The 25,291-nt window shown below is 69.2% G+C and carries 20 protein-coding genes and 3 tRNA genes; 14 read left to right on the top strand and 9 right to left on the bottom strand.

Going from position 1 to position 25,291, the window contains the following annotated elements:
• From BN948_RS10135 to BN948_RS10100, 8 genes are all read left to right on the top strand, one after another.
• Positions 1 to 415, top strand: a 415-nt coding sequence (locus tag BN948_RS10135; RefSeq protein ID WP_035621484.1) for an SPOR domain-containing protein, incomplete at its 5' end; no start/stop codon positions are given.
• Between the two features lie 14 nt (positions 416 to 429).
• Positions 430 to 915: a CvpA family protein gene (locus BN948_RS10130; RefSeq protein WP_009518002.1), complete on the top strand. Its 486-nt coding sequence runs from the start codon at positions 430 to 432 to the stop codon at positions 913 to 915.
• A gap of 24 nt (positions 916 to 939) precedes the next feature.
• Positions 940 to 2,442 (top strand): amidophosphoribosyltransferase, encoded by a 1,503-nt coding sequence (gene purF, locus BN948_RS27265; RefSeq protein WP_009518003.1) that lies wholly within the window; start codon positions 940 to 942, stop codon positions 2,440 to 2,442.
• Position 2,443: 1 nt separating this feature from the next.
• The gene (locus BN948_RS10120; protein ID WP_009518004.1) at positions 2,444 to 3,655 is read left to right on the top strand and encodes an O-succinylhomoserine sulfhydrylase; all 1,212 of its coding nucleotides are present in this window, start codon (positions 2,444 to 2,446) and stop codon (positions 3,653 to 3,655) included.
• A complete protein-coding gene (gltX, locus tag BN948_RS10115) occupies positions 3,652 to 5,037 on the top strand; it encodes a glutamate--tRNA ligase (RefSeq protein WP_009518005.1) in 1,386 nt (461 codons plus the stop codon). Before BN948_RS10120 ends, gltX begins: the two co-directional genes overlap by 4 nt.
• 74 nt (positions 5,038 to 5,111) lie before the next feature.
• Positions 5,112 to 5,187 (top strand) — tRNA-Ala (locus BN948_RS10110).
• 83 nt (positions 5,188 to 5,270) lie between these two features.
• Positions 5,271 to 5,346: transfer RNA gene (locus BN948_RS10105), tRNA-Glu, on the top strand.
• A gap of 67 nt (positions 5,347 to 5,413) precedes the next feature.
• Positions 5,414 to 5,490, top strand: a tRNA-Asp gene (locus BN948_RS10100).
• 77 nt (positions 5,491 to 5,567) lie between these two features.
• On the opposite strand, the gene BN948_RS10095 is transcribed toward BN948_RS10100, so the two are convergent.
• Positions 5,568 to 6,038: a cyanophycin metabolism-associated DUF1854 family protein gene (locus tag BN948_RS10095; protein WP_035621481.1), complete on the bottom strand. Its 471-nt coding sequence runs from the start codon at positions 6,036 to 6,038 to the stop codon at positions 5,568 to 5,570.
• 20 nt (positions 6,039 to 6,058) lie between these two features.
• Complete coding sequence (locus tag BN948_RS10090; protein WP_009518007.1) at positions 6,059 to 8,404, bottom strand: cyanophycin metabolism-associated ABC transporter; 2,346 nt, start codon at positions 8,402 to 8,404, stop codon at positions 6,059 to 6,061.
• Positions 8,405 to 8,521: 117 nt separating this feature from the next.
• Here BN948_RS10090 and BN948_RS10085 point away from each other — a divergent pair, with 117 nt between their 5' ends.
• The 3 genes from BN948_RS10085 (at position 8,522) to BN948_RS10075 (ending at position 13,885) form a co-directional block, all read left to right on the top strand.
• Complete coding sequence (locus tag BN948_RS10085) at positions 8,522 to 10,756, top strand: cyanophycin synthetase (RefSeq protein WP_009518008.1); 2,235 nt, start codon at positions 8,522 to 8,524, stop codon at positions 10,754 to 10,756.
• Positions 10,756 to 13,332 carry a cyanophycin synthetase gene (gene cphA / locus BN948_RS10080; RefSeq protein ID WP_009518009.1) on the top strand — a complete coding sequence of 859 codons (2,577 nt, stop codon included), beginning with the start codon at positions 10,756 to 10,758 and terminating at the stop codon, positions 13,330 to 13,332. The genes BN948_RS10085 and cphA overlap by 1 nt, the downstream gene beginning before the upstream one ends.
• Before the next feature lie 166 nt (positions 13,333 to 13,498).
• Positions 13,499 to 13,885, top strand: coding sequence for a hypothetical protein (locus tag BN948_RS10075; protein ID WP_009518010.1), 387 nt, complete (start codon positions 13,499 to 13,501; stop codon positions 13,883 to 13,885).
• 101 nt (positions 13,886 to 13,986) lie between these two features.
• On the opposite strand, the gene BN948_RS10070 is transcribed toward BN948_RS10075, so the two are convergent.
• The 3 genes from BN948_RS10070 to BN948_RS10060 are packed head-to-tail and all read right to left on the bottom strand — an operon-like array spanning position 13,987 to position 16,957.
• Positions 13,987 to 14,901, bottom strand: coding sequence for a DMT family transporter (locus BN948_RS10070; protein WP_009518012.1), 915 nt, complete (start codon positions 14,899 to 14,901; stop codon positions 13,987 to 13,989).
• The gene (locus tag BN948_RS10065) at positions 14,898 to 15,434 is read right to left on the bottom strand and encodes a methylated-DNA--[protein]-cysteine S-methyltransferase (protein WP_009518013.1); all 537 of its coding nucleotides are present in this window, start codon (positions 15,432 to 15,434) and stop codon (positions 14,898 to 14,900) included. The genes BN948_RS10070 and BN948_RS10065 overlap by 4 nt, the downstream gene beginning before the upstream one ends.
• The gene (locus tag BN948_RS10060) at positions 15,431 to 16,957 is read right to left on the bottom strand and encodes a DNA-3-methyladenine glycosylase 2 family protein (RefSeq protein WP_050980653.1); all 1,527 of its coding nucleotides are present in this window, start codon (positions 16,955 to 16,957) and stop codon (positions 15,431 to 15,433) included. The genes BN948_RS10065 and BN948_RS10060 overlap by 4 nt, the downstream gene beginning before the upstream one ends.
• Before the next feature lie 124 nt (positions 16,958 to 17,081).
• On the opposite strand from BN948_RS10060, the gene BN948_RS10055 reads away from it, so the two are divergent.
• From BN948_RS10055 to BN948_RS10045, 3 genes are read left to right on the top strand one after another with little or no spacing between them, the layout of a single operon-like run.
• Positions 17,082 to 18,464, top strand: coding sequence for a phosphomannomutase/phosphoglucomutase (locus BN948_RS10055; protein ID WP_009518015.1), 1,383 nt, complete (start codon positions 17,082 to 17,084; stop codon positions 18,462 to 18,464).
• On the top strand, positions 18,461 to 19,342 hold the full coding sequence (locus BN948_RS10050) for a glycosyltransferase family 2 protein (RefSeq protein ID WP_009518016.1): 882 nt from the start codon (positions 18,461 to 18,463) through the stop codon (positions 19,340 to 19,342). Before BN948_RS10055 ends, BN948_RS10050 begins: the two co-directional genes overlap by 4 nt.
• Positions 19,326 to 20,123, top strand: a complete 798-nt coding sequence (locus BN948_RS10045) for a glycosyltransferase family 2 protein (RefSeq protein WP_009518017.1) — start codon at positions 19,326 to 19,328, stop codon at positions 20,121 to 20,123. The genes BN948_RS10050 and BN948_RS10045 overlap by 17 nt, the downstream gene beginning before the upstream one ends.
• Before the next feature lie 3 nt (positions 20,124 to 20,126).
• Here the strand turns inward: BN948_RS10045 and BN948_RS10040 are convergent, their stop codons facing one another.
• The 4 genes from BN948_RS10040 to BN948_RS10025 are packed head-to-tail and all read right to left on the bottom strand — an operon-like array spanning position 20,127 to position 25,253.
• Positions 20,127 to 21,182: a hypothetical protein gene (locus tag BN948_RS10040; protein ID WP_009518018.1), complete on the bottom strand. Its 1,056-nt coding sequence runs from the start codon at positions 21,180 to 21,182 to the stop codon at positions 20,127 to 20,129.
• Positions 21,183 to 21,217: 35 nt separating this feature from the next.
• Positions 21,218 to 22,489, bottom strand: a complete 1,272-nt coding sequence (locus BN948_RS10035) for an O-antigen ligase family protein (protein ID WP_009518019.1) — start codon at positions 22,487 to 22,489, stop codon at positions 21,218 to 21,220.
• Positions 22,486 to 24,516, bottom strand: a complete 2,031-nt coding sequence (locus BN948_RS10030) for a 3-deoxy-D-manno-octulosonic acid kinase (protein ID WP_009518020.1) — start codon at positions 24,514 to 24,516, stop codon at positions 22,486 to 22,488. The genes BN948_RS10035 and BN948_RS10030 overlap by 4 nt, the downstream gene beginning before the upstream one ends.
• Positions 24,513 to 25,253, bottom strand: a complete 741-nt coding sequence (locus BN948_RS10025) for a hypothetical protein (RefSeq protein ID WP_009518022.1) — start codon at positions 25,251 to 25,253, stop codon at positions 24,513 to 24,515. Before BN948_RS10025 ends, BN948_RS10030 begins: the two co-directional genes overlap by 4 nt.
• Between the last annotated feature and the right edge of the window lie 38 nt (positions 25,254 to 25,291).

Raw genomic sequence — 25,291 nt, 5'->3', positions numbered from 1 at the left:
TGCTTCGTCTCCCGCGCCGAGCCCGACCCCGGCGCCGGCCCCCAGTCCCGCGCCCGCGCCGGCGGCTCCAGCGCCGGCACCGGCGCCCACCCCCGAGCCCGCCAAGCGCGACTCCGCCGCCGAGGCCGCGCGCGCCCAGGCCATCCTGCGCGGCCAGCAGCCGCCCGCCGCCGCTTCCACGGCGAACGAGCGCGTGGTCGTGCAAGTGGGCGCTTTCGCCGATGAAGCCCGTGCCCGCGAGGCCCGGCAGAAGCTGGAGCGCGCCGGCCTCAAGACCTACGTGAATGTGGCGCAGACGTCCGACGGCAAGCGCACCCGTGTGCGCGTGGGCCCCTTCGACAGCCGCGCCGAGGCCGAGAAGGCCGCCGCGCGCGTCAAGGCGCTGGGCCTGCCGGCCGCCATCCTCACGCTCTGAGCGGAGGGTCCTCCATGCTGCTGACCGACTGGGTGCTGCTCACGCTGCTGGTGCTGTCGGTGCTGCTGGGCATCTGGCGCGGCCTCATGTTCGAGGTGCTGTCCGTGCTCGGCTGGGTGGCCGCCTTCCTGTTCGCCCAGGCCTTTGCCGACGACGTGGTGCCTTACCTGCCCATCGACAAGGTCGCGCCGCCGCTGCAACTGGCCATTGGCTTCGCGCTGGTCTTCATCGTGGTGGCGTTCCTCGGTGGCCTGGTCGCCTGGCTGGTGCAGAAATTCGTCAACACCGTGGGCTTGCGCCCCGTGGACCGCGTGCTTGGCGGTGCCTTCGGCCTGCTGCGGGGCCTGGTCATCCTGCTCGCCGTCGCGCTGGTCATCACCATGACGCAAATGCAATCGGCCGCTTGGTGGCAGGGCTCGCCCACCGCCAATGCGCTCAGCGGCACGCTGCAACACGCCAAGCCGTTGCTGCCCGACCCGCTCGCGCGCTACATCCCCTGAACTTCTGAACCCAAGGACACCATCATGTGTGGAATCGTCGGCGTCGTCAGCCAGACCCCGGTGAATCAGCTCATCTACGACGCGCTGTTGCTCCTGCAGCACCGTGGGCAGGACGCGGCGGGCATCGTCACCCAGCAGGGTCGCAAGTTTTTCATGCACAAGGCCAAGGGCATGGTGCGCGACATCTTCCGCACCCGCAACATGCGCGCCCTGCCGGGCAACTGCGGCCTGGGCCAGGCTCGCTACCCCACGGCCGGCAACGCCTACAGCGAGGAAGAGGCCCAGCCCTTCTACGTGAACGCGCCCTTCGGTCTCGTGCTGGTGCACAACGGCAACCTCACGAACGCGCACGCGCTCAAGCAGGAGCTGTTCCAGACCGACCACCGCCACATCAACACCGAGAGCGACTCCGAGGTGCTGCTCAACGTGCTGGCGCACGAGCTGGAGAAGTGCACGCGCGGTGAGCCGCTGAAGCCGGCCGATGTGTTCGCCGCCGTGCGTGGCGTGCATGCGCGCGTGAAGGGCTCTTACGCGGTGGTGGCGCTGATCGCGGGCCACGGCCTGCTGGCCTTCCGCGACCCGTTCGGTATCCGCCCGCTGTGCATCGGCCGCCACGAAGGTGCCGTGATGGTGGCGAGCGAGTCCGTCACGCTCGAAGGCTCGGGTTTCAACTTCGAACGCGACGTGCAGCCCGGCGAGGCGGTGTTCGTCACGCTGGAAGGTGAGATGCACGCTGAGCGCTGCGCACCGAACGCCGTGCTCAAGCCCTGCATCTTCGAATACGTCTACCTCGCCCGGCCCGACTCCGTCATGAACGGCATCTCGGTCTACCAGGCGCGTCTGAACCTGGGCACCACGCTGGCCAAGCGCGTCATTTCCACCGTGCCGCCGAACGAGATCGACGTGGTCATCCCCATCCCCGAGTCCTCGCGCCCGAGCGCGATGGAGCTCGCGCGCCTGCTGGGCCTGCCCTACCGCGAAGGCTTCGTGAAGAATCGCTACGTGGGCCGCACCTTCATCATGCCGGGCCAGGCCGTGCGCAAGAAGAGCGTGCGCCAGAAACTCAATGTCATCGGCAGCGAGTTCAAGGGTCGCAACGTGCTGCTGGTCGACGATTCCATCGTGCGTGGCACCACCAGCCGCGAGATCGTTCAGATGGCGCGCGACGCCGGTGCGCGCAAGGTCTACCTCGCCAGCGCGGCACCACCGGTGCGCTTCCCCAATGTCTACGGCATCGACATGCCCACGCCCGGTGAACTCGTGGCGCACGGCCGTTCGGTGGAAGAGGTGCGCGAACTCATCGGCTGCGACGCGCTGATCTACCAGGACGTGGACGGCATGAAGCAGGCCGTGGGCTCGCTCAACGCCCAGCTCGATGGCTTCGACGCCTCGTGCTTCGACGGCGTCTACGTCACCGGTGACATCACGCCGCAGGACATCGAACGGCTCAACCAGGGCCGCCCGCAAAGCGAGGAGGGCGAAGAAGACACGTCCCGCCTGGCGCTGCCGAACGCCCAGGAGGCCTGAATTGGACGACGAGTTGCGCAAGACCCTGCACCGCGACACGCTGGCGGTGCGCGAAGCCGTCGAACGAAGCCCCTATGGCGAGAACTCCGAGGCGCTGTACCTCACCAGCGGCTATGTGCAGTCCTCGGCTGAATCGTCGGCCCGCCGCTTCGCGGGCGACGAGGACGGCTTCACCTACGGCCGCTACGGCAACCCCACCGTTGCCAGCTTCGAGCGCCGCCTCGCCGCCCTCGAAGGCGCCGAGGCCGCCATGGGCACGGCCTCGGGCATGTCGGCCATCCTGATGATGTGCATGGGCCTGCTCAAGGCCGGCGACCACGTGGTGTGCTCGCGCTCCATGTTTGGCTCCACCATCAAGCTCATCGGCAGCGACCTGGGCAAGTTCGGCGTGGAGTCCAGTTTCGTGCCGCAGGACGACGTGGCCGCGTGGAAGGCCGCGTTGCGCCCGAACACGAAGCTGCTGTTCGCCGAGACACCCACCAACCCGCTCACCGAGGTCTGCGACATCCAGGCCCTGGCCGACCTGGCCCACAACGCGGGCGCGGTGCTGTGCGTGGACAACTGCTTCGCCACGCCCGCGCTGCAGCGCCCCATGGACTTCGGCGCCGACATCGTCATGCATTCGGGCACCAAGTACCTCGATGGCCAGGGTCGCGTGATGGCGGGCGCCCTGTGCGCCAGCCAGGCCATGATCACCGACAAGTTCCTGCCCGTGCTCAAGAGCGCGGGCATGACGCTCGCGCCCTTCAATGCCTGGGTGGTGCTCAAGGGCCTGGAGACGCTGGACATCCGCATGCGCGCGCAGAGCGACAACGCGCTGGCGATGGCGCGCTGGCTCGAATCGCACCCCTCGGTTTCGCGTGTCTACCACCCGGGCCTCACCAGCCACCCGCAGCACGAACTCGCGATGAAGCAGCAGTCCGGCGTGGGCGGCGCGGTGCTGTCTTTCGACGTGGTGGCCATGGACCCCGACCAAGCCCGCGCGCGTGCCTTTCACGTGCTTGATTCGCTGCGCGTGCTCTCCCTGTCCACCAACCTGGGCGACACCAAGACCCTGTGCGCGCACCCCGCCAGCACCTCGCATGGTCGCCTCACTGAAGCGCAACGCCAGGCAGCCGGCATCGGCCAGGGCCTGATCCGCGTGGCCGTGGGCCTCGAACACCTCAACGACATGCAGGCCGACCTTTCGCGCGGCCTCGACACCCTGCCGTGACCATCCGTACCCGCTTCGCTCCCTCGCCGACCGGCTTCATCCACCTCGGCAACATCCGTTCGGCGCTGTACCCCTGGGCCTTCGCGCGCTCGCAGAAAGGCGACTTCATCCTGCGCATCGAGGACACCGACCTGGAACGGTCCTCTCAGGCCGCGGTGGACGTGATCCTCGAAGGCATGGCCTGGCTGGGCCTGGACCACGACGAGGGGCCGTTCTATCAGATGCAGCGCATGGACCGCTACAAGCAGGTGCTGGCCGAGATGCAGGCGCAAGGCCTGGTCTACCCCTGCTACATGAGCGTGGAAGAACTCGACGCGCTGCGCGAGCGCCAGATGGCCGCGAAGGAAAAACCGCGCTACGACGGCACCTGGCGTCCCGAGCCGGGCAAGATCCTGCCGCCCGTGCCCGAAGGCGGCAAGCCTGTGCTGCGCTTCAAGAACCCGCAAGGCGGCGTTGTGGCCTGGGACGACAAGGTCAAGGGCCGGATCGAGATCCGCAACGACGAGCTCGACGACCTGGTGATCGCCCGCCCCGACGGCACGCCCACCTACAACTTCTGCGTGGTGGTGGACGACATCGACATGCGCATCACCCACGTGATCCGTGGCGACGACCACGTGAACAACACGCCGCGCCAGATCAACATCTTCCGCGCGCTCGGCAAGGAACCGCCGGTGTACGCGCACCTGCCCACCGTGCTGAACGAGCAGGGCGAGAAGATGAGCAAGCGCAACGGCGCCAAGCCCGTCACGCAATACCGCGACGAGGGCTACCTGCCCGACGCCATGGTGAACTATCTCGCGCGCCTGGGTTGGAGCCACGGCGACGACGAGATCTTCAGCCGGGAGCAATTTCTCGAGTGGTTCGACCTCGACCACCTGGGTCGCAGTGCCGCGCAGTTCGACGAGGCCAAGCTGCGCTGGGTCAACGCCCAGCACCTCAAGGCCATGGCCGACGAGGCGCTGGCGCCCTTGGTGGCCGAGCAGTTGAGCAAGCGCGGCATCACCGCCGACGACCGCCTGCCGCGCATCTGCGCGCTGTTCCAGGACCGCTGCGACACCACCGTGGCACTGGCTAACTGGGCCGCGGCTTTCTACACCGACGTGAACCCCAGCGCCGAGGAGCGCGCGCAGCACATCACCGAGGCCGTGAAGCCGGCACTGGCGGCGCTGGCCTCCGCCCTCGCCGAACTGGCGAGCTGGGACAAGGCCGCCATTTCGACCGCGCTCAAGGCGGTGCTGGCCGCGCACGGCCTGAAGATGCCGCAACTGGCCATGCCGGTCCGGGTGCTGGTGATGGGCACGGCGCAGACACCTTCGCTCGATGCCGTGCTGGAACTGCAATCGCGTGAACTTGTGATCGCGCGGCTTCAGAAAGCCTGAATTTCTGGCATATAATGCGAGGCTCGCTAGGACGCAACGCCGAGTGATCGACGAAGCGAAGCAGTGAACCCTGTGGGGGTATAGCTCAGCTGGGAGAGCGCTTGCATGGCATGCAAGAGGTCAGCGGTTCGATCCCGCTTACCTCCACCACAGATTCGAAGTCGCGCATGGTGGCGACGGCAGGAAAAGCAGACACTGCCGCTGATACAATGCGAGGCTTCCGTCCAGGTTATGACCCTATCGTCTAGAGGCCTAGGACATCACCCTTTCACGGTGAGTACCGGGGTTCGAATCCCCGTAGGGTCGCCAAACAAGCCGCAAGGCAAGTAGGCACAAGTCGTGGCACTTGGTTCGCAAGAACGAAAGCCGCCTGCCAGGAGTGGTAGTTCAGTTGGTTAGAATACCGGCCTGTCACGCCGGGGGTCGCGGGTTCGAGCCCCGTCCACTCCGCCAGATTCAGAAGCCTTGCTCATCGCTGAGCAAGGCTTTTTTCATTTCCGACGCACCTGTGAAGCGTCGTCGGCCTCGGTTCACAGGAAGCGGTTGAGGATGCGCTTGGACACCCGGTCCAGCGCGAAGCGGTCGGCAACCTCGAACAGCACGCCGTGGCCGTCCTGGATCAGCAGGCGCCCACCCTCGAGCCGGCGGATGTCGTCTTCGGCCTTGAGCACCAGTTGCGCGGGCCCGCGCGCGGTCGCCACTGTCCAGGTGCTGGGCGTGGCGTAGCTCGACACGCTCAGGATGCGTTCGATGCGGGGCATGAACTCGCGCGGCGCCAGCTCTTCTTCGATCAGCGCGCGCGTCGCGGCATCCAACGTGGACAGGTGGTCGATCCACAGCAGCTCATGCCCGTCGCTGCCCACCAGCGACAGGCCCTCGCCGGGCTCGGCCAGGGGAAAGGCGCGCACGGGCAGCACATCGGTGTGCAACTGACCGTCCGCCGTGGTGAGTTGCAGTGGGCCCTGCGGGTCGCGGCGGAGTGTCCAGTCGGGAGTGGTCATGGGTTGGGTTCCGGTGTCCATCAGGCGGTGCCGGCCGTGGCGCCATGCGCCGTGGGATTGGCAATGGGTGAAACGAGGGTGGGGTCGTCTTCCGAGTCCACATTGCGAAGCTGCGCCATGTACAGGCGCCAGTAGGCGCCTTCGCGCGCCATCAGCTCGTCGTGTGGCCCCACCTCGACCACCTCGCCGCGGTCCATCACCACCAGGCGGTCGGCCTTGCGCAGCGTGGAAAGGCGGTGCGCGATGGCGATGGTGGTGCGCCCGGCCACGAGGTTGTCGAGCGCCTTCTGGATTTCCTTCTCCGTCTCGGTGTCCACGCTGGACGTGGCCTCGTCGAGGATGAGGATGCGCGGGTCGATCAGCAGCGCGCGCGCGATGGAGATGCGCTGGCGCTCGCCGCCGGACAGGCCCTGGCCGCGCTCGCCCACCAGCGAGTCGTAGCCGTGCGGCAGGCGCAGGATGAACTCGTGCGCGTGCGCGGCGCGCGCTGCGGCCACGATCTCGGCGCGTGTGGCGTCCGGCCTGCCGTAGGCGATGTTCTCGGCGATGGTGCCGAAGAAGAGGAAGGGCTCCTGCAGCACCAGGCCGATGTGGCGGCGGTAGTCGGCCACGGCGAACTCGCGCACGTCGGTGCCGTCGATGCGGATGCTGCCGCTGCTGACGTCGTAGAAGCGGCAGATGAGGTTGACCAGCGTGCTTTTGCCTGAGCCACTGTGGCCCACCAGGCCGATCATCTCGCCGGGCCGGATCTGCAGGTCCATGCCGCGGATCACCGAGCGGTTGCCGTAGCGGAAGTGCACGCTGTTCAGCTCGATGCCACCTTCGATGCGCGGCCGGCTCACGGGTTGAGACGGTTCCGGCACGTTGGAGACGTGGTCAAGGATGTCGAAGATGCGTTTGGCGCCAGCGGCGGCCTTCTGCGTGACGGAGACGATGCGGCTCATGGCGTCCAGGCGCGTGTAGAAACGGCCGATGTAGGCCAGGAACGCCGTGAGCACGCCCACGGTGATCTCGCCCTTGGCCACCTGCCAGATGCCGAAGGCCCAGACCACCAGCAAGCCCAGTTCGGTCAGCAGCGTGACGGTGGGCGTGAACAGGGACCAGGTCTTGTTGAGCTTGTCGTTGACCTCCAGGTTGTGGCGATTGGCTTCGCGAAAGCGCGCGGCCTCGCGCTTTTCCTGGGCGAAGGCCTTCACCACGCGGATGCCGGGAATGGTGTCGGCCAGTACGTTGGTCACGTCAGACCACACGCGGTCGATCTTCTCGAAGCCGGTGCGCAGCCGGTCGCGCACGAGGTGGATCATCCAGGCGATGAAGGGCAGGGGCAGCAGCGTGACCAGGGCCAGCCAGGGGTTGATGCTGAACAGGATGATCGAGGTCATCAGGATCATCAGCACGTCGGTGGCGAAGTCCAGGGCGTGCAACGAGAGGAAAACGCAGATACGGTCGGTTTCCGAGCCGATGCGCGCCATCAGGTCGCCCGTGCGCTTGCCGCCGAAGTACTCCAGCGAGAGCGCGAGCAGGTGCTCGAAGGTGGTGGTGCGCAGGTCGGCGCCGATGCGCTCGGACACCAGCGAGAGCACGTAGGTGCGCGCCCAGCCCAGGCCCCAGGCTGACAGAGCCGCCAGCAGCAGGCCGCCCAGCAGCCAGGCCACCTGCCAGGGGTCGATGCGCTGGCCGTTCTGGAAGGGGATCAGCACCTCGTCCATCAAGGGCATGGTCAGGTAGGGGGGCACCAGGGTGGCCGCGGTGGAGGCCAGCGTCAGCAGAAAACCCAGTGCCAATTGGCCGCGATAGGGTTTGGCGAATCGCCCCAGGCGCAATAGAACCCATGTGGATGGCGGGTTTTGCAATTCGGGTTCATTGGCCAATTTGTCGTCAATCAGCGACAAGCCATTTTCGGGATTTGGCGACAACTCGATTGCGTCTGTCGGTTGCGCGACAGATTCTTGCATTGCAGCAATTGTTTGCGCGTGGTCGAACGCGGTTTTAACCCGTTCGAATTCGCTCTTGAAGCGCAGGGCCTGCGTGTTGTGTGACACGGTGAAACGCCAGATGCCCAGCCGCTGTTGGCCGTTGTGCACACTGAGTTGGCCGACCCCTGCATGATCGCCGTGCTTCAAGCACAATACCGCCCCCAGGGGCCATTCACGCCAGCCGGCATCGGCCCCGGCGGTCTCCCAGCTCAACAATCGTTGGGTCGTCAGCACCAGCACGCCGGTCGAGAAATTCAATTTCGAATCGAGGTCAACCTGTAGCCAGCCCGAAATCCGTTCGTTGGGCAGTAGTCGGTCCCGCAACTTTGCTGACCAAGCTTGCGGCAGGTTACTGAACACCGACCTGGTTTCGGGTGAAGTTGAGTTCATTGAATGTGGATCGGTCCGTTGTGTGCCCGCTGTGATGGGGCGTGCCTGCATTGTCCTGGATGCAGACCATGCCGGCTTGTGGCACCCGCGTCGAACGGTCGCTAATCGAGACCCAAGATGAATCCCATACGATTTCTGCGCGTCAGCTACCTGGGCGGCCCCAACATCTGGACCTACCGCCCGGTCCTCGAGAGCTGGATCGACATCGGCGAACTCGAGGACCACCCCTCGCATCTGCTGCCCGGCCTGTACCAGCGTCTCACCGCGTGGCTGCCCGGGCTCATCGAGCACCACTGCGGCGTGGGCGAACGCGGGGGCTTCCTGCAGCGCCTGCAGGAAGGCACCTGGGCCGGGCATATCCTCGAGCACGTGGTGATCGAGCTGCTGAACCTGGCCGGCCTGCAGACCGGTTTCGGGCAGACGCGCAGCACGCCGCAGCGCGGCGTCTACAAGATGGTGTTCCGCGCCCGCGACGAACAGGTGGCCCGCCGCGCGCTGACCCTGGGGCACGAGCTGCTGATGGCCGCCATCAACGACGGGGCGTTCGATGTCGACACCGCCGTGCACGAGTTGCGCGAGCTGGTGGACGACCTCTGCCTGGGGCCCAGCACCGCCAGCATCGTGGACGCGGCCACCGGCCGCCGCATCCCGCACATCCGCCTGAACGACGGCAACCTGGTGCAGCTGGGCTATGGCGCGCGTCAGCGCCGCATCTGGACGGCCGAGACCGACCGCACCAGCGCCATCGCCGAAAGCATCGCCAGCGACAAGGACCTGTCCAAGGGCCTGCTCGCGGCCTGCGGCGTGCCGGTGCCCGAAGGCCAGGTCGTCGAGAGCGCGCAAGCCGCCTGGGCGGCCGCGCAGGACATCGGCCTGCCGGTGGTGGTCAAGCCCACCGACGCCAACCACGGCCGCGGCGTGTCGCTGGAGCTGATGCGCCAGGAAGACGTGGAGGCTGCCTTTGCCGTGGCCGACGCCGAAGGCAGCGGGGTGATGGTCGAGCGCTTCGTGCGCGGCCTGGAACACCGCCTGCTGGTGGTGGGCGGGCGTGTGGTGGCCGCCACGCGCGGCGACGAGGCCTGGGTGACGGGTGATGGGCGCAGCACGGTGCTGCAACTCATCGAGAGCCAGATCAACAGCGACCCGCGCCGTGGCCTCAACGAGGACTTCCCGCTCAACGCCATCCGGCTCGAGGAATACCCCGCCATGGCGGTGGAGCTGCAGCGCCAGGGCCACGCGATCGACAGCGTGCCCGCGGCCGGCCAGCGCGTGCTGATCATGCGCAACGGCAACCTGGCCATCGACTGCACCGACGACGTGCACCCGCAGGTCGCCCATCTGGTGGCGCTGGCCGCGCGCGTGATCGGCCTGGACATCGCCGGCGTGGACCTGGTGGCGCAGGACATCTCGCGCCCCCTGGCCGAGCAGGGTGGCGCCATCGTCGAGGTCAACGCAGGCCCCGGCCTGCTCATGCACCTCAAGCCCGCCGTGGGTCAGCCGCGTCCCGTGGGCCGCGCCATCGTCGATCACCTCTTCGTGCCCGGCGACACCGGTCGCGTGCCGGTGGTGGGCGTGGCGGGCAGCCGCGGCACCACGGCCATCGCGCGGCTCGTGGCCTGGCTGGCCACGCTGAACGGCCCGCAGGTGGGCCTGGCCTGCAAGGCGGGCCTGTTCCTGGGGCGGCGGCCCTTGCAATACGGCGACTTCTCCAAGGCCAATGCCGCGCGCCGCCTGCTGATGAACCGGGGCGTGCAAACGGCGGTGTTCGAGAACGACCCGCTGACCATCGTCACCGAGGGCCTTGCCTACGACCGCTGCCAGGTGGGCGTGGTGACCGATGCTTCGGGCAGCCCCGAACTCGCGGCCTGCCACATCCGCGAGGTGGAGCAGCTCTTCAAGGTCATGCGCACCCAGGTGGACGTGGTGCTGCCCGACGGCGTGGCTGTGCTCAACGCCGCCGACCCGGTGGTGGCCGAGATGGCGCCGCTGTGCGACGGCGACGTGATCTTCTACGCCGAAGACCCCGACCTGCCCGTGCTGGTGGAGCACCTGGCGCAGTACCGCCGTGCGGTTTTCCTGCGCCAGGGCGAGATCGTGCTCAGCGACGGCCAGCAGGAACACGTGGTGGTGGCGCTGAGCGATGTGTCGCTGGGCGACAGCGTGGCTGCCGACGACAAGACCGCCGTGCTGCTGGCCTCGCTGGCCGCCGCCTGGGCACTGGAGATCTCGCCCGCCCTGATGGCCGCCGGCCTGCGCACCTTCGACCGCGAGGCGCCGATCGCGCACGCCCCGATCCGGCGCATGCCGGCCGCCGTGGTCTCCCCCGAATCCCTTGCCGAGAAGAGCCTCTGATGGAACTCACCCGCATCCGGGCCCTGCGCGGCCCCAACCTCTGGACCCGCCACACCGCCATCGAAACGGTGGTGCACTGCGGTGACAACGAGCGTGCCCTGGCCAGCCTGCCGGGCTTCGAAGCGCGCCTGCGCGAGCAGTTTCCCCACCCGGGGGCGCTGCACAGCGCGGGCGGCTCGCTCTCCCTGGCCCACGTGCTGGAGGTGGCCACGTTGTCGTTGCAGGCGCAGGCGGGTTGCCCCGTTAGCTTCAGCCGCACCTCGGCCACCATCGAATCCGGCGTCTACCAGGTGGTGGTGCAGTACAGCGAGGAGGCCGTGGGCCGCCGCGCACTGGAACTGGCGCACCAGCTCATCGAGGCCGTGCTGCGCGGCGAAGGGTTCGATCTGGCCGCTGCCGTGGCCGAGTTGCGCGAGCTCGACGAGGACGAGCGCCTGGGCCCGAGCACCGGCTCCATTGTCAACGCGGCGGTGGCGCGCGGCATTCCCTACCGGCGCCTCACCCGTGGCAGCCTGATCCAGTTCGGCTGGGGCAGCCGCGCGCGCCGTATCCAGGCGGCCGAGGTGGACCGCACCAGCGCCGTGGCCGAGTCCATTGCGCAGGACAAGGAACTCACTAAGCGCCTGCTGCAGGCGGCCGGCGTGCCCGTTCCCCTGGGCCGGCCCGTGAGCGACCCCGACGACGCCTGGGCCGCCGCGCTCGAGGTGGGCCTGCCGGTGGTGCTCAAGCCGCGCGACGGCAACCAAGGCAAGGGCGTCACCGTGAACGTGACGACGCGCGGGCAGCTCGACGCCGCCTTCCAGACCGCGGCCCACTACGGCGACGTGCTGGTCGAGCGCTACCTGCCCGGTAGCGACTACCGACTGCTGGTGGTGGGCGATCGCCTGGTGGCGGCCGCGCGCCGTGACCCGCCGCAGGTGGTGGGTGATGGCCGGCACACCGTGCGCGAACTGGTGGACATCGTCAACACCGACCCCCGCCGCGGCGAGGGCCACGCCACCGCACTCACGAAGATCCGCTTCGACGACATCGCCCTGGGCAGCCTGGCCGTGCAAGGTCTGCAGGCCGACAGCGTGCCCGCCAGGGGACAGCGCGTGGTGCTGCGCAACAACGCCAACCTGAGCACCGGCGGTACCGCCACCGACGTGACCGACGACGTGCACCCCGACGTGGCGGCCCGCGCGGTGGCGGCCGCGCAAATGATCGGACTGGACATCTGCGGCGTCGACGTGGTCTGCGAAACCATGCTCAAGCCGCTGGAGGACCAGGCCGGCGGCGTGGTCGAGGTGAACGCCGCGCCCGGCCTGCGCATGCACCTCTCGCCCTCGTACGGCCACCCGCGCGACGTGGGCAAGGCCGTCATCGACGACATGTTCCCCAACGGCGAGGACGGCCGCATTCCCGTGGTGGCCGTCACCGGCACCAACGGCAAGACCACCACCGTGCGCCTGATTGCGCACCTGATGGCGGCCAGCGGCCTGCGCGTGGGCATGACCAACACCGACGGCGTCTACGTCAACGGCCACCAGACCGACAGCGGCGACTGCGCCGGCCCGCGCAGCGCGCGCAACGTGCTGGCCCACCCCGACGTGGACGCGGCTGTGTTCGAGACCGCGCGCGGTGGCGTGCTGCGTGAAGGCCTGGGCTTCGACCGCTGCCAGGTGGCCGTCGTCACCAACGTGGGCGCGGGCGACCACCTGGGCCTGAACTACATCACCACGGTCGAGGACCTGGCCGTGCTCAAGCGCGTGATCGTGCAGAACGTGGCCACCACGGGCTACGCCGTGCTCAACGCAGCCGACCCCATCGTGGCCGACATGGTCCACAACTGCCCCGGCGAGGTCATCTACTTCGCGCAGGACCGCCACCAGCCCGTGATGGCCACGCACCGCGCGCAAGGCCGCCGCGTGGTCTACGTGGACGGCGGCGCCATCGTTGCCGAGCAGCAGGAACTGGGTGAACGCTTCGAACTCTCGGGCATTCCCATCACGCGCGGCGGGCAGATCGGCTTCCAGGTCGAGAACGCCATGGCCGCCATCGCCGCCGCCTGGGGCGCGGGCCTGTCCTGGGACGCCATCCGCCGCGGCCTGGCCAGCTTCCACAACGACGCGCACAACGCCCCCGGCCGCTTCAACGTCATGGACTACCGCGGCGCCACCGTGATCGCCGACTACGGCCACAACCCCGACGCCATGCGCGCGCTGGTGCAGGCCGTCGAATCGCTGCCGGCCCAGCGCCGCTCGGTCGTCATCAGCGGCGCCGGCGACCGCCGCGACCAGGACATCCGAGAGCAGACGCAGATCCTGGGCAAGGCCTTCGACGAGGTCATCCTGTACCAGGACGCCTGCCAGCGCGGCCGCGCCGACGGCGAGGTGATCGGCTTGCTGCGCGAAGGCCTGGCGGGCGCCTCGCGGGCGCGCGAGGTGCTGGAGATCCAGGGCGAATTCAAGGCCATCGACACCGCGCTGGAGCGCCTGCAGCCGGGTGATCTGTGCCTGGTGCTGGTGGACCAGGTGGAGGCCGCGCTGGCCCATCTGCAGCAGCGCACGCGGCAAGAGGCTTTCGTGGCGGCTTGATCCGTCTCACAGGCGCCGGCGCAGGTCCCGGCGCAGGTCCCGGCGCAGCCTCGCACAGGCCACCCCACGCGTTGGGGGTTTTCACGTATGCCTCACGTCATTGCCGACAGCCGAACTCCGGAATGAGCGACAGCCACTCAAGTGTCCGTTCATTCAGGAGACCGTCTTGATTCGTTTCACCCGCCAAGGCCCCCCGGTGGTGTTTCGCCGGGAAGAGCAACCCCGCTTCTCAAGAGCCACCGATTCCCTCGATCAGAGGGCGGGTGGCCCGCCTCTTTTCCCTCCGCTCATCCAAAGCCGTGTCCTGGAGCCCGACTGGATCCGAGAGGACGACGACTCAGGCGCAGGCTCGGCCACGCTCAGGCACCTGGACGCACCCGCCGACCTGGTGACCGTGACCATGCCGGTGGTGGGTGGCCTGACCGCAGCGGGTCTGGCGGTTGATCATTCCCTGTCCTCCGATGCGGTCGCTCTCGTGTGCGTGGTTGCGGCCGGCCTGGGTATCGCGCTCGCCGGTGCAGGCGAGGACCCGAACCGCCAAGCCCCTACCTGACCGCAGGAAGGGCGTCTTCGTCCGTGGACCTGGTGCTTTTCGGTTATCCCGATCCGGACGACCGCGAGCGCCAGTAGACACCGCCCCGCTGCGGTTCCCCCTCAGATCGTTCGCCGCTCCAGCGCGCGCAGCTTCACCAGCCCGGTCGACAGCGCCGTCCCGCAGACGATCACCAGGCCGCAGCCCACCATCCAGGCCGTAACCACCTCTCCCAGGAACACCGCGCCGTAGACCAGCGCAAACACCGGGATCAGGAAGGTCACGGTGAGCGCCTTGGCCGGGCCGGCGCGCTCGATGAGGTGGAAGTACAGGATGTAGGCGATGGAGGTGCACAGCACCGCCAGCGCCGTCACCGCGGCCCAGGCGCCCGCGCTCACCGCCTGCGCCGGCCACAGCCAGGCCATGGGCAGCACCAGTGCCAGCGCGGCCCCCATCTGGCTGCCCGTGGCCGAGGCCAGCGGGTTCACGCCGGTGAGGTAGCGCTTGGTGAAGCTGGCCGCCACGCCGTACGACAGTGTGGCCAGCAGGCAGGCACCCATGGCCACCAGCGACATGGCGTGGCCGCCCACGCTGACTGCGCCCCGCGCGTCCACGCCCGACTTGCCCAGCACCAGCAGCGTGACGCCGACGAAGCCGATCACCAGCCCCAGCACGCGCGAGCCGCCCGGGCGGTCCTTGAGCCAGACCCAGGCCACCAGTGCGCCGGTGAGCGGCACCGTGGCGTTGAGGATGGCCGAGATGCCGGTGGGGATGTGCAGCACCGCGAAGGAGAACAGCAGAAAGGGCAGGCCCGAGTTGAGCAGGCCCACGACGAAGATGGCGCGCCAGCGCGCGCGGAAGTCGGCCCACACCGCCGCTTTCAGGAACACCGGCAACAGACACAGTGCGGCGATCCCCACGCGCAGCCCGGCCGTGGGCACGGGGCCGAATTCGGCCGCGCCCAGGCGCATGAACAGGAAAGACGCGCCCCACAGGGCGGCGAGCGCGATGAATTCAAGCAGCAGCAGCGGTGTCATGCGGGCAGTGGGGTGCTTGTGGGTATGGACAGCTCGGCGGATTCGAGTTGCAGCAGGGCCTGCTTGCGGGCCAGTCCGCCAGCATAGCCGGTGAGCTCGCCGCGCGCGCCCAGCACCCGGTGGCACGGCACGATGACGCTCAGCGGGTTGCGGCCCACGGCAGCGCCGACAGCGCGCACCGCGCTCGCGGCCTGAAGGCCCTGGGCCAGCGCGCCATAACTCAGAGTGCGGCCGGCGGTGATGCCGCACAGGGCGCGCCACACGGCGATCTGGAACGGCGTGCCGAAAGACAGATCCAGAGGCAGTTCGAACACGCGGCGGCGGCCTGCGAAGTAGTCGACCAGTTGCGCGGCGGCTTCGCGCAGCACGGTGTGGTGCGGGTCGGGCCGCCACAGGGTCATCAGCGCGGGGTCGGGTGCGTGCCGCTGGTCGTGAAACCAGGCGCCGGCCAGGGCGTGGTCGGTGGCGGCGAGGCGCATGGGGCCCAGGGGCGTGTCGATGTCGGTGCGGATGAGCGTGGCGGGCAGTTTCATGATGGGCTCCCTTCGAGGGCGGGTGTGGGGACGGGGACCGGGCGGTACAGGCCGGCCCAGGCGCGCAGCACGGCGTAGCTGCGCCAGGGTTGCCAGGCCCGGGCCAGTGCCTCGCAGGCGCGCTCGCGCTCGCGCGGCGTGCCGCTCAGGCCCAGGGTGTGGTGCAAGGCGACATCGGCCGCAGGCCAGGCGTCGGGCCAGCGCAGCGCGCGCATGGCGATGTACTGGGCTGTCCAGGGGCCGATGCCGGGCAGGGCGGTGAGCGCCGCGGTGGTGGTGGCCAGGTCGGCGTGCGGGCCCAGGTCCAGCGTGCCCTCGGCCACGCCGCGCGCCAGTGCCTGGATGGCGCCCTGGCGCTGGCGCACGATGCCCAGCGAACCCAGCTCGTCTGCGCTGGCGCCGGCCAGTGCCTGGGGCGTGGGAAACAGGCGGTTGAGCGCCGGGTCGGGTGTTTCCAACGGTTCACCAAAGCGCGCCACCAGTCGCCCGGCCAGCGTGCGCGCGGCCGCCACCGTCACCTGCTGGCCCAGCACCGCGCGCACCGCGAGCTCGAAGCCGTCGATGGCGCCGGGCACGCGCAGGGCCGTGCCCCCGGGGAAGTGCGCGCCCAGCACGGCGTCGATGGCGTGCGGGTCGGCGTCCAGGTCGCACAGCGCGCGCACCCGCCAGATCAGCGTGGGCAGGGCGGGCAGCAGACCGTCGCTGGCGTGCAGCCAGACGCGGTGGCGCTCGGGCTCGAAGCGCAGGCCGAACCAGCCGGTGTGCGTGCCCGAGGGCGTGTGCAGGCGCAGGGTGCGCCAGTAGCGCTGCTGGTCCAGGTCGATCGCGTCCACGCCGGGCAGGCGTCGCGCGTCCAGGAAGGCGAGCAGCGCGGGCACGTCCAGCGGCGGGCGCCAGCCCAGCGCCACGGCGTGGCTGCCCGAGGCGTCGACGCCGCGCCGGCGCATGGCCGTGGGGCTCAGGCCGTAGCGCTCCAGCAGCGCGGCGTTGAAGCGGCGCAGGCTGGAGAAGCCGCTGGCGGCGGCCACGGCGCCCACGCTCAGGCGCGTATCGGTGAGCAATTGTTTGGCGGCCAGCAGGCGGCGCGTGTGCAGCACCTGCAGGGGCGACACGCCCAGGTGCGCCTCGAACACGCGGCGCAGGTGGCGGTCGCTCACACCCAACTTCGCGGCCAGGCGTTGCATGGCGGGGCCGTCCTCGCCGACCCATTGCGCGGGGTCGTCGAGCAAGCGCGTGGCGTGCTGCACCAGCAGCTCGCCCGCGTCCTGCGTGGACCAGGCGCGCGACAGCGGTGCCAGCTCCGGCCGGCAGCGCAGGCAGGGCCGGAAGCCCGCGCGCTCCGCCTGGGCCGCGTGGTCGAAGAAGCGGCAGTTGGCGCGGCGTGGTGCGCGCACGGCGCAGACGGGGCGGCAATAGATGCCGGTGGAGGTGACGCCGGTGAAGAAGCGGCCGTCGAAGCGCGCGTCGCGCGCGCACAGGGCGAGGTAGCGGGCGTCGTCGTCGGTGGGGGTTCGGGTGTCCATGGGGGGCATGGTAGGCCGCATGCACCGAGAGAACTCGCCGTTTCCGGACATGATCCTGTAACAGGGGTATTGGCCTCGCTTCCTACAATGCCCGCTTTTGCCAACTATTCCCGGGAGCCCCTGCATGCAAGTGTCCGCCTCCATTTTCAAGGCCTATGACGTGCGCGGCATCGTGCCGAGCACGCTGGACGAGCGCGTGGCCGAAGCCCTGGGCCTGGCCTTCGGCACCGTGGCGCGCCGCCAGGGCGAGCGCACCGTGGCCGTGGGCCGCGACGGGCGCCTGAGCGGGCCTTCCTTGTCCGAGGCGCTGATCCGGGGCCTGGTGGCCGCCGGCATCGACGTGATCGACGTGGGCATGGTCACCACGCCCATGCTGTACTTCGCCGCCGCCACGCTGTGCAACAGCGGCATCCAGGTCACCGGCAGCCACAACCCCAAGGACTACAACGGCTTCAAGATGGTGATGGGCGGCCGCGCCATCTACGGCGACGACATCCAGGCCCTGCGCCAGCTCATTGAAAGCGACGGTGGTGAGCGCGCCGAGGGCGGGCGCGTGCGCCACGTCAACGTGGCCGGCCCCTACCGCGACCGCATCGTGAGCGACGTGAAACTCGCGCGGCCGATGAAGGTCGTGGTGGACTGCGGTAACGGCGTGGCGGGTGCCTCGGCGCCCGCGCTGTTCCGCGCGCTGGGCTGCGAGGTGATCGAGCTCTTCAGCGAGGTGGACGGCAACTTCCCCAACCACCACCCCGACCCGAGCAAGCCCGAGAACCTGCGCGACGTGATCCGCACCCTGGCCGAGACCGACGCCGAACTGGGCCTGGCCTTCGACGGCGACGGCGACCGCCTGGGCATCGTCACCAAGCAGGGCAACAACATCTACCCCGACCGCCAGATGATCCTGTTCTCTCAGGACGTGCTCTCGCGCGTGCCGGGCGGCGCCATCGTCTACGACGTGAAGTGCTCGCAGCGCCTGGGCCCGGCCATCGAGGCGGCCGGTGGCGTGCCGCACATCTACAAGACCGGCCACTCGCTCATCAAGGCGCGCATGAAGGAGCTGGACAGCCCCCTGGGCGGCGAGATGAGCGGCCACATCTTCTTCAAGGAGCGCTGGTTCGGCTTCGACGACGGCACCTACGCGGGGGCGCGCCTGCTGGAGATCCTGAGCCGCCACCCCGACGCCAACGCCGTGCTCGACGGTCTGCCCACCAGCCACAGCACGCCCGAACTGAACGTGGCCTGCGCCGAGGGCGAGCCGCACGCTGTGGTGAAGACGCTGGTGGACATGGCGCGTTTCGATGCGCCTGCCAAGGTCTCCACCATCGACGGCGTGCGCGTGGACTGGCCCGACGGCTTCGGCCTGATCCGCGCCTCCAACACCACGCCGGTGCTGGTGCTGCGTTTCGAAGGCCACACGCCCGAGGCGCTGAACCGCATCGAGGCGGCGATGCTGGATCTGCTCAAGCGGGCCAAGCCCGATGCAGTCGTCGGTGCGAGCGCGCATTGAACACGCGTGACGACGACCTGCTCGGCCAGGTCACTGTGGTGCTGGTGACCTTCCACAGCGCCCACTGCCTGCCCGCGCTCGACGGCTTGCTCGCGCACTGCCCGCACATCGTCGTCTCCGACAACGGCAGCGGCGACGGCACGCCGGAGCAGGTGCGCGCGCGCTGGCCGCAGGCCGTGGTGCTGGAGCACGGCCGCAACCTGGGCTTCGGCACGGCGAACAACCGCGCCATCGCACAGGTGAAGACGCCCTTTGCCTTCCTGCTCAACCCCGATTGCGAGGTCACGCCCGATGGCCTGCGCGAGCTCGTGCGCGCCGCCCAGGCCATGCCCGAGGCGGCCATCGTCGCGCCGCAGCTCGAAGGCGCACCCGGCCGGTCCGACGTGAACTACCGCTGGCCGAGCACGCTGTGGTCTTCACGCGGGCCCGGCGCCGACGGCCCGGCCTGCGTGGGTTTCGTGGTGGGCGCGGCCATGCTGTTTCGCCTCTCGCGCTTCGAGGGCGTGGGTTTTTTCGACGAGCGCTTCTTCCTCTATTACGAGGACGACGACCTCTGCCTGCGCTTGTTCCAGCATCAGCGCCCGCTGCTGGTGTGGCCCGCCGTGGCGGCGGTGCACCGCGCGCGCGGCTCGGTCAAGGGCAAGACACCGTGGAAGAGCGAGTACCTGCGCGGCTACCACCACGCGCAGTCCAAGCTCATCTACACCGCCAAGCACCGATCGCCGGCCCAGGCGCGCCGCCAGCGCTGGCGCGTGCTGCTGGGCACCACGCTGGCGCTGCCGCTGCGCGCCATCGCGTGGTCGCCGCGACTGCTGGCGCGCATGGCGGGGCGCTGGATGGGACTGATCCAATGGAGACAACATGACAACAGAGGCTGAAAAACGCCCGACCCTGTGCATCGGCATCCTGGCCGTCAACGAGGCCCGTCGCATCGCGGCCTGCATCGCCTCGGCCCGCTTCGCCGACCAGATCGTCGTCATCGACAGCGGCAGCACCGATGGCACCCGGGAAGTGGCGGCCGAAGCCGGCGCCGAGGTGCACCTGCGCGCGGACTGGGAAGGCTTTGCCGTGCAGCGCAACCGCCTGCTGCCTCACGTGCGGTGCGACTACGTGTTCTTTCTCGACGCGGACGAGATCATCCCGCCCGAACTCGCCCAGGAAATTCAGGCGGCGGTGCGCTCGGGCGACGACGCCGTGTGGGAAGTGCAGTGGAACCAGGTGGCCTATGGGCGGCCCCTGACGCTGATGAAGTCCACCGGCGGGATACGGCGCCTGTTCCGCATGGACATCCTCAGCCACTTCGACGGGGTGGTGCACGAGGGTGGCGTGCTCAAGCGGCCAGAGGTGCCGATCCGGCGATTTCGCCACCGCCTCCTGCACTACTCGCGCGAAACCGTGTACGGCAGCCTGCTCAAGCTGGCGCAGTACGTGCAACTGGGCGCGGCCAAGCGCGCCGAGAAGGGGCGGCGCGGCGGTGTGCTGCGGGGCATGGCCTCGGCCACCGCGATCTTCATCCGCCTCTACATCATCCGCCGCGGCGTGCTCTGCGGCCCCGAGGGCTTTCTCTTCTGCTTCTTCATCGCGCTGGAGTGCTTCTTCCGCTACGCGGCGCTGCGCTACGACAAGCTGGAGCAGGGCGCCGCGCTGGCGCGTCGCTAGCGTCTAAGCCAGCTTCATGGTCAGCTTGAAGCGCAGGTAGGCCAGCCGGTGCCGCCAGCCCAGGCGAAAGCCCGGCCCGTCGCCGGGTTGTTTGCCCAGGGCCGGCTGGATCAGGTGGCGATCGAACTCGCCCATCACGCGCTCGGCGTTGTAGCGCTCGGTGTAGCGGTCCCAGTCGCCTGAGCGCAGGCTGTCGGTGTCGAGCCGGCGGATCAGCGCGAGCAGGCTCGGCGCGTCGTGGTACAGGAGAGCGGCGTCGCCAAGCACCTCGATGTGGTGGCGGTGCTTGCTGTGCGCGTAGGCGATGACACGCTTGTTGCGCACCGAGAACTCGCCGCAGGCCAGGCCGAATGACTCCCCCAGCACGCGGGCATGCAGCATGGCGTCGCAGGTGTCGACGAAGCGGGCCTTGAACGCCATGTCGCTGGTGCCCGGCAGGAACACGGCGCGCGGGTGTTCCAGGAAGGGCTCCAGGTTCAGGGCGATGAACCACAGGTCTTCGCGTTGCTCCAGCGCCTGGCGCAGGCCCTCCCGGGCCGCCGGCACGTTGAAGCTCTTGGCCCCGCCCATGCCGCCCAGCACCAGGGCCGACGGGGGAATGCCCAGGCTTTCGCGCAGGTTCCCATCGCCGGCCGGCAATTGAACGATGTGGGGAACGGCGGGAATCACGCCGCCGGAGCAGCCGTCGCTGAGCCAGCTCGAGATGTAGGCGAAGGAGGCACCGTGCGCCTCGAACGGCGAGGTGGGAAAGACCGCGTGCACCATGGTGGGCACGCGTTGGGAGAGCAGTCCGTCGCGGCGCCCCGACTTGATCGCATACATCAGCTTCGCGCCGCTGGACTGGATGAGCCCGTCGAGTTCGGTGCGGTCGCGGTAGGCCAGCACGTCGAAGCGGCCCTTGAATTTCTCGATTGCCTCTGGCACGTTGTGGGGGTTGGACGCGTCGTGCAGGATCACGGCCCGGTGCTGCAGCACGCGCTCCGCCGCGTCCGCGTAGTCGTACAACGCGACCTCGGTGCCTTGCCGGGAGATCTGGTTGGAGTGGAAGGCAATGATCATGGCGGGTTCACGCCGCGCGAGCGGCGACCGGGCGGTCACTGAGGCCTGGTGTGAGTGCCATCGACGGTCCGAGGTTCCGGGCTGGTCAGCGGGCCGCGGTTCGAGGCGATGCAGATGAACAGCGCGAGCATGTACATGAAGAACTGGCTTTCCCGGGAACTCCACAGCGGTGAGTTCACCTGGCTGTCCAGCAGCATGAGCGTGGTCAGCACCAGCAACAAGGGGCGGCCCAGGGGTGAGCGCGAGCGCCGCGCCACCAGATACATGCACACGAAGATGCCACCGTACAGCAACATGCCGATGACACCATGGTCCGCGCCGAGGAATAGGAACTGGTTGTGTGGGTGCCAGTTGTAGGTGCTGCAGGTCGCCGGGTCGGGCATCACGTCGCACACACGCACGTGGTAGGCGCCGGTGCCGTGGCCGAGGATCGGGGCCTTGGTGATCAGTTCGGTGGTGGTGGTGTAGTTGTGGATCCGGTGCCCGATGGCGGACAGTGGGTCGGCCTGGTAGTTGAGGGCCTGTTGGTAGGCGGAGGTAAAGCGCGCCTGGATCAGGTCCGAGGAGGTGAACGCCGCGCCAGCGACGGCGACGACCGCCGCGAGCAGCAGGACCAACCACCGGCCGCGCACCGTGGACAGCACATAGGCCACCAACCCGACGACCACCAGCACGAAGCCGGTTCGCCCCTTCGAGAGGTGCGTGATGCTGATCATGGCAAGCACGGCGATCAAGAACCACAACACCCGAACAGCGGGCCTTGTATTCGTGCGGCCGAAGTGCAGTGCCACGATGGCGAAGAAGCTCATCATCACGTTCTGGGTGATGTAGTCGCCGAAGACGTGGTGTGAGACGCCCCAACCCAGGTCCTGACTGACCGACCAGGGCAGCAGGAACCACACGTTGAGCCAGGTGGACACGAGCGTGATCAGCATGGCCGCGACGAAGCCGCGCAAGGCCAGCGTCTGGGCACGTTCATCCTGCCAGAGCAGGCCGATGAGGGCCACCGCGTAGAGAAGCCGCGCGTACTTCGAGAGGTGCAGGGTGATCCAGTCGGGCGACGCGCTCGTGTAGGTGAGGCCCAGCAGCACCAGCAGGTACAGGCCGGCCAGCCACCAGACGATAGGCGTGTGGCGCATGAGCGTCCAGGTCTCTCGGTGCCGCCACGAGGCCAGCCACAACAACAGCAGGATCAGCAGCACGAGGTTCGACGCGCCGAGGGCGATCGGGAACAGGAAGTACAGCGCGGCCAGCAGGTACGCGCGCCAGGGCACGGCGCTCAGGATGGCGCTTGGTGTTCGGGTCATGGGGTGGAGTCGGTGGTGCCGCCTGCCGATGGCGTGGGACCATAGCCCGCGATCAGGGACGCCCACTGGGACTCGTCCCAGTGAAACGGTTGAAGCCGCGCGGCTTCCTTGCGCAAAGAGCGTTGCAGTCGCGCGAGGTTGTCCGCTTTCCAGGCCTCGCCCGGGCGCACGGCGCATTTGTCGAAGTCGACCACCCAGGCACGGCCTTGCATGTCGAGCAGCAGGTTGTGGGCGTTGAGGTCGGCGTGGAAGACCTGGCGGTCGTGCAGGGCGCGGATCGCGTGGCCCAGGCTGGCCCAGTCGTCCGGCGAAGGCGGCGCCTCCTGAAGGCGCTGCACGAGGTTGCGGCTGCCCTCGATCAGGCCGACGGCGATGTCGGCGCTGTAGACCAGGCCGTGCGGCCGGTGGCGCGCCAGCGCGGGCGCGGGCACGGGCAGCCGCCAGGAGCGCATGAGGCGCAGCAGCGCGAACTCGCGCATGGCGCGGCTCAGGTGTGCGGGCTCGCGCCAGAACCGGTCCTCGCTGAGGCGGGCCATGAGGCCGCCGCGCCGGTAGTGGCGCAGCACCAGGCCATGGCCGTCGAGGTGGACGAGCCGCGCCTGCCCGCGACCGCTGCCGGTGGCGAGGTGCTCGGTGGTCGCGTCGGACTCGAACAGCCCACTCGCGCGTTCGGTGCGGACGGTGCGCGGGTCGTGCCACAGCGTGTCGGATCCGTGCGTGTCGGTCAGCACGGGCACCAGGGTCGAGGGATCGACCTCGCCGAGCCGCGCGCGCACGACGGCCAGGGTGCGCTCGGTCGCGCCCCGGTTGGTGTCGACAAGGCCGCGCGCCACCGCGCCGCGCGCGGCCCAGGCGGCGGGCTCGCGCAAGGCGCCGTGCACCGCTGGCGCGAGCGTGGCCGCGTCGTGCACCGCAAGGCCCGCGCCGGCGGCCTGTGCGTCGTCGAACAGCGCCTGCGCGTTCGCCGTGTGTGGGCCGAACAGGAAGGCCTGGCCCAGGGCCATGGGCTCCAGCGGGTTGTGGCCACCCACGGGCGCGATGGTGCCGCCCACGAAGCACACGCTGGCGTGGCGGTACCAGTGCATGAGCTCGCCCATGGCGTCGATCAGCAGCACGGCGGTCCGGTCGCTCACCGCGTCGCCAAGGCTGCGGCGCGCGAAGGGCAGACCCCGGCGTTGCAGCTCGGCCGCGACGGCGTCGAAGCGCTGCGGGTGGCGCGGCACCAGCACCAGCAGGGCCTGCGGGTGGTGCTCGCGCAGGCCGGGCCAAGCGTCGAGCCACGCGGCCTCATCGCCCTCGTGCGTGCTGCCGGCCACCACGAGGTGGCGCGCCTGCAGCGCGGGCGACAGGGGTTCGGCCTGCTCGGGCGGGGCGACGTCGAACTTGAGGTTGCCGGTGACGGCGGTGTGCTCAGCCGCGACGCCCAGGTCGCGCAGCCGCTCGGCCGATGCCGCGTCGGCCGCCGCCACGCCGAGCCTGGGCCAGGCGTGCGCCATCAGCCCCGGCCAGCGCCGGTAGCTGCGCGCCGACGATTCGGACAGGCGCGCGTTGACCAGCAGCACCGGCAGCGCGCGTTCGGCGCAGGCGAACAGCCACTGCGGCCACAGCTCGCGCTCCACCAGCACCAGGGCTTGCGGTTGCAGCCGGTCGAGAAAGCGCCGCACCGCGCCGGGCGTGTCGATGGGCGCGTAGCGGTGCGCGAGGCGGTCGCCCCAGGTGGCGCGCAGCGCGGCCGCGCCGGTGGGCGTCTGCGTGGTGACCGTGATGGCGTGCTCGGGCCAGTCACGCAGCAGGGCCTCGATGAGCGGACGCGCGGCCTGCACCTCGCCCACGGAGGCCGCGTGCAACCACAGGCCGCCGAAGCGCGAGGGCTCGATGGGGAGGTGGCCGAGGCGTTCGGCGAGCCGTTCGCGATAGCCGGGCTCTCGCCGGCCGCGCCACCACAGCCAGCCCAGCAACAGGGGCGCGAGCGCGCGGCTCAGCAGCCGGTAGGCCCGCAGGGTGGTGGTGGCGCGTGGCGGGTTCAACGCCAGTGTTCGGCCACCCACTGCGTGGGCAGCACGCGCCGGTACCACTTGCCGCTCACGCCGGCGATGGCGTCGGGCGGGTTGGGTTTGCCGTGGAAGGCGATGATGCGCGCGCCCGGCGGAATGATGGGTGGCTGGAACCAGCCCATGAGGCCGCGGCGCATGCAGTGGCGCTTGAAGCTCACGCACCAGCCCTCGGGCCAGAAGCTCACCTTGCCCTGGCGCCCCAGGTAGCCGGTGATGAACTCCTGCTCGTTGCGCACCTCGTCGACGGAGCGCGGGTAGTCCTTCTTCAGGTGCTCCAGCGCGTCGGTGTGGGCGCCGATGGTGTAGAGGTAGCACGAGGTGTTGCCCGTGCCGTCCTTCTTGTCCCATTCCTTGATGACGACGAACTCGCCGGGTTGGTCGAAGAAGGGGTCGAGGCTGTCGACGATGACGATGTCGAGGTCCAGGAACAGGGTGCGGCCGCTGAGGTCGTAGAGCGGGTTGGCAAAGCTGGTGAGCTTGAGCCAGCCATGGCCGAAGGTCCAGGGCTTGCGCTGGTCGAATTCGTCGAAGCCGATCGCGGGGATGGGCTTGACTTCGATCGCCGGGTCGATACCGGTGCCGTCGTCGGTGAGGCAGACGAAGCGGAACGGGCGGCTCAGGTGGCGCGACACCATGCTGTGGAGCTTGTTGACGTAGTCGGGGCCGTACTTGCGGCCCCATTTGATGCACAGCACGTTGACGGCTTGCACGTCATCTCCTGCAGGGTGAAAAATGGGTCCGCCCGGGT

The organism is Hydrogenophaga intermedia (assembly GCF_000723405.1).
GTDB classification, from domain to species: Bacteria; Pseudomonadota; Gammaproteobacteria; order Burkholderiales; family Burkholderiaceae_C; genus Hydrogenophaga; species Hydrogenophaga intermedia.
The sequence above is the reverse complement of the archived record's forward strand: the minus strand, read 5'-3'. Positions and strand labels throughout refer to the sequence as shown.